This is a genomic window from Paraburkholderia oxyphila NBRC 105797, assembly GCF_000685075.1.
Taxonomy (GTDB): domain Bacteria; phylum Pseudomonadota; class Gammaproteobacteria; order Burkholderiales; family Burkholderiaceae; genus Paraburkholderia; species Paraburkholderia oxyphila.
Genome location: NZ_BAYD01000029.1, coordinates 97,079 through 104,674, shown reverse-complemented (window position 1 = coordinate 104,674; position 7,596 = coordinate 97,079). Strand labels below are relative to the sequence as shown.

Here is a 7,596-nt window from a genome sequence, read left to right as displayed (position 1 = left end):
ATTCCGTCGACCCGTTACACCACCTCGTACATCCTCGTCGAGCCGAAGTCGGCCGCCGACGTCGCGCACATCAAGGCCGAGGTCGCGGCGCTCGGCTACATCGCCTACACGAAAGACGAGTTCATGCAGCACATCGCGGACTTCTACAAGTACGAGACGAGCCTCGGCACCAACATCCTCCTGATGACCGTGATCAGCTTCGTGGTCGGGCTGTCGATCTCCGGGCAGACCTTCTACACGTTCATTCTCGAGAACCTCGAAAAATTCGGCGCGCTCAAGGCCATCGGTGCGAAACGGCGCGAGCTGGTCGCGATGATCCTGTTCCAGGCGGCGTTCACGGCGCTCACCGGCTATGGCCTCGGCGTCGGCCTGTGCGCGGCGTCGATCAGTCTCGCGCGGCTGCGCATCCGCGATTATGCCGCCATGATCACGTTCGGCAATCTCGCGATCGCGTTTGCGATGGTGGTGGTGATCGCCGCGCTCTCCAGCTATCTCGGCGTGCGCCGCGTGCTGCGCATCGAGCCGTTCGACATCTTCCGGGGCTGACGCGATGAGCGATTCGATTGCCATCGAGGCCAGTGCGCTCGACAAGTGGTTCGGCGAGGGCGCGGCGCGCACCCAGGCGCTGCAGGGCGTCTCGATGCAGGCGCGTTTCGGCGAAATGGTGCTGATCGTGGGACCCTCCGGCAGCGGGAAGACCACGCTGCTGAGCGTCATCTCCGGCATCCTGCGGCCCGATGGCGGCTCCGTGTCGATCGACGGCGTGGATCTGTGGGCGCAGCCCGACGACCGGCTCGCGGAGTTCCGGCTCAACCGCATCGGCTTCGTCTTTCAGGACTACCACCTGTTCCCGCGCCTGACCACCGCGGAGAACGTGGCCATTCCGCTGATCCTCAAGCGCCGGCCCTGGGACGACGCGCTTGCCGAAGCGCAGCGCTATCTGGAGGTCGTGGGCCTCGGCGGACGTGCGGCCCTGCCGCCCGTGAAACTCTCGGGCGGCGAGCAGCAGCGCGTGGCGATCGCGCGCGCGATCGTGAGCCAGCCGGACATTCTCGTGCTCGACGAGCCCACCGCGTCGCTCGACGGCGACACGGGGCGCACCATCATCGAGTTCGTCAAGCATCAGGTGCTCAACGAGCGGCGCTGCATCGTCACCGTCACGCACGATGCCCGCATCTTCGAATACGCGGACCGCATCCTGCACATGGAGGACGGCAAGCTCAAGGACATTGCCCCCGGAGGCGCGCGATGAAGCATCGGCTCCTGTTCGCCGCGGCGTTGATCGGCTTTGCCGCAAGCGTGGTGGCCGCCTGGGTGTTCGGCATCCAGCAGCAGCCGCAGCCGCCGGTGTTCCAGCCGGCGGCCAATCCCTATCCGCATGGCGTCTATGCGACCGGGATCGTCGAGAGCGACCAGCCCGCGGGCGCGAACGTCAACCTTTATCCCGACGTGTCGGGCGCGGTCACGCGCCTCTACGTGCATGACGGCGACCGCGTGAAGGCGGGCGACGTGCTGCTCACGATCGACGATTCCGTGCAGCGCGCGAGCGCGGAGCAACTTGCGGCCCAGGCGCTGGCCGCGCAGGCGCTGCTCGACGAACTGAAGGCGCAGCCCCGGCCCGAGACGCGCGACGTTGCCGATGCACAGGTCAAGGCGGCGCAGGCCAATCTGAAGATGGCTCAGGACACCTATGCGAAGCAGAAAGAGGCATGGGACATCGACCCGAAAGCCGTGAGCCGCGACGTGCTCGACAGTGCGCAGAACGCCATGCGCGTCGCCCAGGCGAACCTAGACGTGGTCGCGCGGCAGGACCGCCTCACACGCGCGGGCGCGTGGGTCTACGACGTGCGCAACCAGCAGGGCCAGGTGGACGCGCTGCGCAAGGCCGCCGCCTCGGCCGGGGCCCTGCTCGCGCACTACACGCTGCGCGCGCCGTCCGATGGCGTCGTGCTGGCGGTGAACACCGCGCAGGGCTCGTACCTTTCGCAGCAGGGCGTCTACGACACCTATACGCAGGGCATGGCGCCCGTGATCGTGCTGGGCACCGCGCCCGAGCGGCTCGCGGTGCGCTGCTACGTGGACGAGATCCTGATTGCGCGGCTGCCGGATCCGGGGCAGCTCAAGGCGCGCATGTCGGTGCGCGGCGCGAACATCGAGGCCGATCTCGCGTTCGAGCGCATCCAGCCCTACGTGACGCCGAAGATCGAGCTCTCGGATCAGCGCACCGAACGCGTAGACCTGCGCGTGCTGCCGGTGATTTTCCGCGTCGAACCGAAGGCGGGGCTGCGCCTGTACCCAGGGCAGATCGTCGATGTCTACATTGCCGCGCGCTGAGCGAAATCATCCGGGCGCGGCGCGAGGCGGGCGCCGTCGCGCACGCAGGGGGCTCGTGCTCCTCGTGTGCGCCTGGATCGGCGCGGCAGGGCTGCCGGGCTGCGCGGTCGGGCCGGACTTCACGCGGCCGGCGCCGCCGCAGGTCGACGCATTTATGCGCGAGCGCGCTCCCGCGACCTTCGAGGCGGCAGGCGTCTCACAGACGCTGCGCGCCGGCATGACCGTGCACGACGACTGGTGGACCCAATTCGGCTGCCGGGAGATCGACGCGGCCGTGGACGACGCGCTCACGGGCAACGCGACACTCGATGCGGCCGAGGCGTCGCTGCGGCGTGCCGATGATCAACTGCGGGCCGGGGCAGGCGTGTTTTACCCCCAAGTTGGCGCCAATGCCGGTGTATCGCGTCAGCGCTATGTGCCCCTTCACGTGGGCTCGGAGGTGGCGCCGTCGATCTTCAATCTGTTCACGCTCTCCGCGTCGATCAGCTATGCCGTCGATCTCTGGGGCGGCAACCGGCGCTACGTCGAGGGGCTCGCGGCACAGCGCGATGCGCAGCGCTACGCACTCGCGGCCGCGTACCTGACGATCGAATCGAACGTCGTCAACACGTTGATCGCACGCGCGGCGTGGCGCGACGAGATCGACGCGACGCGCGAGATGATCGGGCTCGTGCGCGAGCAGGTCCGCATCTCCGAGGAGCGCGCGCGCGCGGGCACCGCCGCCTACGCGGCCGTGCTCACGCTGCAAAACGAGCAGGCCACGCTCGAAGCCACCTTGCCGGTGCTGGAGCAAAAACGCGCCCAGGCGGCGGACCTGCTGGCCACGCTGGCGGGCATGCTGCCGGCGCAAGGGACTGCGCCCGAGCTTTCGCTGCATGAGATCACGCTCCCGGCGGACCTGCCGCAGACGGTGCCCTCGCAGCTCGTGCGCCAGCGGCCCGACGTGCTGCAGGCCGAGGCGCTGCTGCACGCGGCGAGCGCGGGCATCGGCGTGGCCACGGCGGCGATGCTGCCGAACATCACGCTTTCGGCGGGCGGCGGGCTCTCGAGCACGTCGCTCGCCTCGCTCGGCGCACGCGCCGGCCAGTCGTGGGACCTGGCCGCGAACGTGGCCGCGCCGCTCTTTCAGGGCGGCACGCTCTGGTACGGGCGCAAGGCCGCGCAGGACGCCTACGACGCGTCGCGCGCGCAGTATCGCCAGACCGTGCTGAGCGCCTTCGCGCAGGTGGCGGACGTGCTCTATGCGCTCGAGTACGACGCCGGCGCGCTCGACGCGCAGACGCGCGCGCTGGCGGCGGCACAAGAGGCGCTGCGGCTGCTGCGCGCCGACTATCGCGCGGGAACCGTGGATTACCTCCAGATCCTCGTCGCCGACGGCCAGCTGCATCAGGCGCAGATCGCCTGGCTCGAAGCCGACGCCCAGCGGCTGCAGGACACTGTCGCGCTCTATGCGGCGTTGGGCGGCGGCTGGGGCGATGGAGACGGCAAGCGCTGAGGCGCCAAGGCGGGTCGACGGCCCCGGGCCGATTGAGGTGTCTTCACAACCCTGCCGCCGTGCACACAACCGTCGCCGGCATCGTATGCGGGAGCGCCTGTCCAGCAGGCAGGGTGGCGGGTGCCGGCATCCCGATGCTTGTTCAGCCGGGTGGCTTCACCTGGCCAGGGGCGGCGTCTGGCAGCACGGTGCTGCGGCGCGGCGCACCACCGGGACAAATTCGAACTGCGCGTTCGTGCCCTCGCGTGCGTTCACGACCACGACACGGGTCTGTTTCGTCCCTGCCGCGTATGCCGCCACCTGATATCGACCGGGTGGCAGCGCCACGTAGAGGTACGGGCCCAGCGTGCGCGTCCTGAGGACCGACGCCCCCGAAGGCCCGACGATCTCGACATCCACGTCCGAAAGGAATTGCCCGCGCCGCGTCACGAAAGTGAGCCGCAGGCTGTACTGGCTCGCAACGCTGCGCAGCGCGTCGGCTTCGTCGCTGCCCACGCCGCCGGTGATGTAGGCGATGCCGTTCTGCATGGTCCGCGTCGCGGCGGCGCCCGTTTCGGTGGGGACGATATCGGCCGCGCAAAAGCCGGGGCCAGGCGCCGTCGCCGCAATCAGGGCAACGGTCAGCGTAATGCCATGGATACGTTTCATGGGCCTCTCCTCGCAGCTGCGATCAGCATGGTGATGACTCGAGGATCCCTCTGAACGTGGCGCCACGTCTGATGCAGGTCAAGCCATGTCTTCGCCCCGGCGCCCGATCGTCTCTTGATGCAAATCAACGGCGCGGCGCCACACGATCCGATGATGGGTCGGGCAAGACACTGCGAGACGCGGGGCATCCCCGAAGTGAGGAGGCAGAGCATGTACGAAAAGATTCTGATGGCGTTCGACGGCAGCGAGACCTCGAAGCATGCGCTCGGCGAGGCGGTGCGCTTCGCGCATCGGGCGGGCGCACAACTTTGCGTGGCGCACGTGATCGACGTTGTGGCGCCGCTCGGCATGGGGCTGACCTACGTTCCCGCGGACCTGATCGCCACGTATCGGGAGGAAGCCAAAAAGCTGCTCGAAGGGGCGCGCGCCCAGGCGAAGGCGGCAGGCGTGAGCTGCGAGACGGAATTGCTTGAAGTGCAAGGCGTAACTGACAGCGTGGCCGACTGCCTGAACCGCTGCGCCGCGCGCTATGGCGCGCAGCTCGCCGTGCTCGGCACACATGGCCGGCACGGCATCAAGCGTGCTTTCATCGGCAGCGTGGCGGAGACGTTCGTGCGCGAGGCGCAGTGCCCGGTGCTGCTCGTGCGGGGCGAGTCATGACCGCCGCATGCTCTCCCGTCGTCTGGCTGGCGGAGGTCACGCGCGCCGATCTGGCGCGCGTCGGCGGCAAGAACGCGTCGCTCGGCGAGTTGATCGCCAATCTCGCGCCCCACGGCGTCAAGGTGCCGCCCGGCTTCGCGACCACGGCGCAGGCGTATCGCGACTTCATCGAAGCCAACCACCTGGACGACGTGATCGCCACCGCCCTCGGCGAGCTCGCGGCGCAGCGGCGCACGCTCGCGGAAACGGGCATGCTGATCCGCGCGGCGATCTTGCACGGCGCCTGGCCTGTTTCCATCGCTGACGCGATCCGTTCGGCCTACGCGCAGTTGTGCGAGCAGACCGGCCAGCAGAAGCTGAGCGTTGCCGTGCGCTCCAGCGCGACGGCCGAAGACCTGCCCGAGGCGAGCTTCGCGGGGCAGTTCGAGACGTTCCTGAACATATCCGGCGGCGCGGCGGTGCTCGACGCGTGCCGGCGCTGCTACGCGTCGCTCTACACCGACCGGGCGAACAGCTATCGCCAGGCCAGGGGCTTCGATACGCTCGATGTAGCGGTGTCGGTGGGCGTGCAGCAGATGGTGCGCGCCGATCTCGGCGGCGCGGGCGTGATGTTTTCGATCGATACCGAAACGGGCTTCGAGCGCGTCGTCCTCATCGACGCCGCATGGGGGCTCGGCGAGAACGTCGTGCAGGGCGCGGTCGACCCGGACGAGTATGAGGTCTTCAAGCCGCTGCTGGACGACCCGTCGCTCACGCCCATCGTCAGCAAGACGTGCGGCGCCAAGGCGGTCAAGATGATCTGCTCGCGCCGCAGGAAGCAACCGACGAGCAATGTGCGCACGTCGCTCGCACAGCGCCGCGCCTACGTGTTGCGAGACGATGAAATCCTGAAGCTTGCGCGCTGGGCCTGCCTGATCGAGACGCACTATGGCTGTGCGATGGACATGGAGTGGGCGAAGGACGGCGCCACGGGCGAGATTTTCATCGTCCAGGCGCGCCCGGAAACCGTGCAGTCGCGCCGCGACGCGGGCGCCCTCAAGACCTGGCGCATCGGCAAGACGGGCCCGAAGCTGCTTTCGGGTGTGAGCGTGGGCGAGGCGATCGGCGCGGGGCAAGTTTGCGTGATCGGGCAGCCTCGCGACATGGCGCGCTTCGTGGACGGCGCGGTGCTGGTCGCGCAGACCACCGACCCGGACTGGGTGCCGATCATGCGGCGCGCCTCGGCGATCGTCACGGATCACGGCGGCCGCACTTCGCACGCGGCAATCGTGAGCCGAGAGCTGGGCCTGCCCGCTATCGTCGGGACCGGCAACGCCACGCGCGTGCTGCGTAACCGCCAGCAGGTCACGGTGAGCTGCGCGCAGGGCGAACAGGGCGCGGTGTACGAGGGCATCGCCGAGTTTCACGCGGACGAGATCGACTTCTCGGCCCTGCCGCCCACGCGCACCGGCGTCATGCTCAATCTCGCGAATCCGGCGGCGGCTTTGCGCTGGTGGCGTGTTCCCGCCGACGGGGTGGGGCTCGCGCGAATGGAGTTCGTGATCGGCAGCCAGATCCGGGTCCATCCCATGGCGCTGGTCCAATACGACAAGCTCAAGGACGAGCAGGCGAAGCGCACCATACGCGATCTGACTGCCGGCTACGAAGACCGCACGGAGTACTTCGTGGAGCAGCTTGCGCGCGCGCTCGGTCGCATCGCGGCTGCGCACTTTCCGCGTCCCGCGATCGTGCGCATGAGCGACTTCAAGACCAACGAGTACGCCAACCTCGTGGGCGGCGCGCAGTTCGAGCCGCACGAAGCCAACCCGATGCTCGGCTTTCGCGGTGCTTCGCGCTACTACTCGCCGCAGTACCGCGAAGGCTTCGCGCTCGAATGCCGCGCGATCCGGCGCCTGCGCGAAGCGATGGGCTTCACCAATGTCATCGTGATGATTCCGTTTTGCCGCACGCCCGAGGAAGCCGATCGCGTGCTGGCGGTGATGAAGGAGAACGGGCTCGAGCGTGGGCGCAAGGGTCTCGAGATTTACGTGATGTGCGAGATTCCGTCCAATGTCGTGCTCGCGCGCCAGTTCGCGCAGCGTTTCGACGGCTTCTCGATTGGCAGCAACGACCTCACGCAGCTCACACTGGGCGTGGATCGCGACTCGGCGCAGCTAGCGGGGCTCTTCGACGAGCAGAGCGATGCGGTCAAATGGATGGTGCGCCGGGTGATCGCCGAGGCTCATCAAGCCGGCGCGAAGGTCGGGCTGTGTGGCGAGGCGCCCGCGCACCATCCCGAGTTTGCCGCCTTCCTGGTCGAGTGCGGCATCGACTCGATTTCGGTGAGTCCCGATAGCTTCGTTGCGGTCAAGCGCTGCGTGGCGGCCAGCGAGGCGGCGCGCGATGCGGACTCCGGCAGGCCAGTGCCGCTAGTCGAACGGTTGCCACTGTGATTGACGATTTGGCTTGTTCTTGCTTTC

At 68.3% G+C, this 7,596-nt stretch carries 7 protein-coding genes; 6 read left to right on the top strand and 1 reads right to left on the bottom strand.

Features of this window, described 5'->3' with window-relative positions; translation table 11 throughout:
* The 4 genes from BO1_RS19625 to BO1_RS19610 form a co-directional block, all read left to right on the top strand.
* Positions 1 to 546, top strand: a 546-nt coding sequence (locus BO1_RS19625) for an ABC transporter permease (RefSeq protein ID WP_028219012.1), incomplete at its 5' end; no start/stop codon positions are given.
* A 4-nt stretch (positions 547 to 550) separates the two neighbouring features.
* Positions 551 to 1,252: an ABC transporter ATP-binding protein gene (locus BO1_RS19620; RefSeq protein WP_028219011.1), complete on the top strand. Its 702-nt coding sequence runs from the start codon at positions 551 to 553 to the stop codon at positions 1,250 to 1,252.
* Positions 1,249 to 2,334 carry an HlyD family secretion protein gene (locus BO1_RS19615; RefSeq protein ID WP_028219010.1) on the top strand — a complete coding sequence of 362 codons (1,086 nt, stop codon included), beginning with the start codon at positions 1,249 to 1,251 and terminating at the stop codon, positions 2,332 to 2,334. Before BO1_RS19620 ends, BO1_RS19615 begins: the two co-directional genes overlap by 4 nt.
* Entirely contained in the window at positions 2,312 to 3,829 is a 1,518-nt protein-coding gene (locus BO1_RS19610) for an efflux transporter outer membrane subunit (RefSeq protein ID WP_028219009.1), read from the top strand. The genes BO1_RS19615 and BO1_RS19610 overlap by 23 nt, the downstream gene beginning before the upstream one ends.
* Positions 3,830 to 3,985: 156 nt before the next feature.
* On the opposite strand, the gene BO1_RS19605 is transcribed toward BO1_RS19610, so the two are convergent.
* Positions 3,986 to 4,477, bottom strand: a complete 492-nt coding sequence (locus BO1_RS19605; protein ID WP_052409520.1) for a hypothetical protein — start codon at positions 4,475 to 4,477, stop codon at positions 3,986 to 3,988.
* A gap of 210 nt (positions 4,478 to 4,687) precedes the next feature.
* Here BO1_RS19605 and BO1_RS19600 point away from each other — a divergent pair, with 210 nt between their 5' ends.
* On the top strand, positions 4,688 to 5,137 hold the full coding sequence (locus BO1_RS19600) for a universal stress protein (protein WP_028219007.1): 450 nt from the start codon (positions 4,688 to 4,690) through the stop codon (positions 5,135 to 5,137).
* Positions 5,134 to 7,569 (top strand): phosphoenolpyruvate synthase, encoded by a 2,436-nt coding sequence (gene ppsA / locus BO1_RS51830; RefSeq protein WP_043285477.1) that lies wholly within the window; start codon positions 5,134 to 5,136, stop codon positions 7,567 to 7,569. The genes BO1_RS19600 and ppsA overlap by 4 nt, the downstream gene beginning before the upstream one ends.
* Positions 7,570 to 7,596 lie beyond the last annotated feature (27 nt).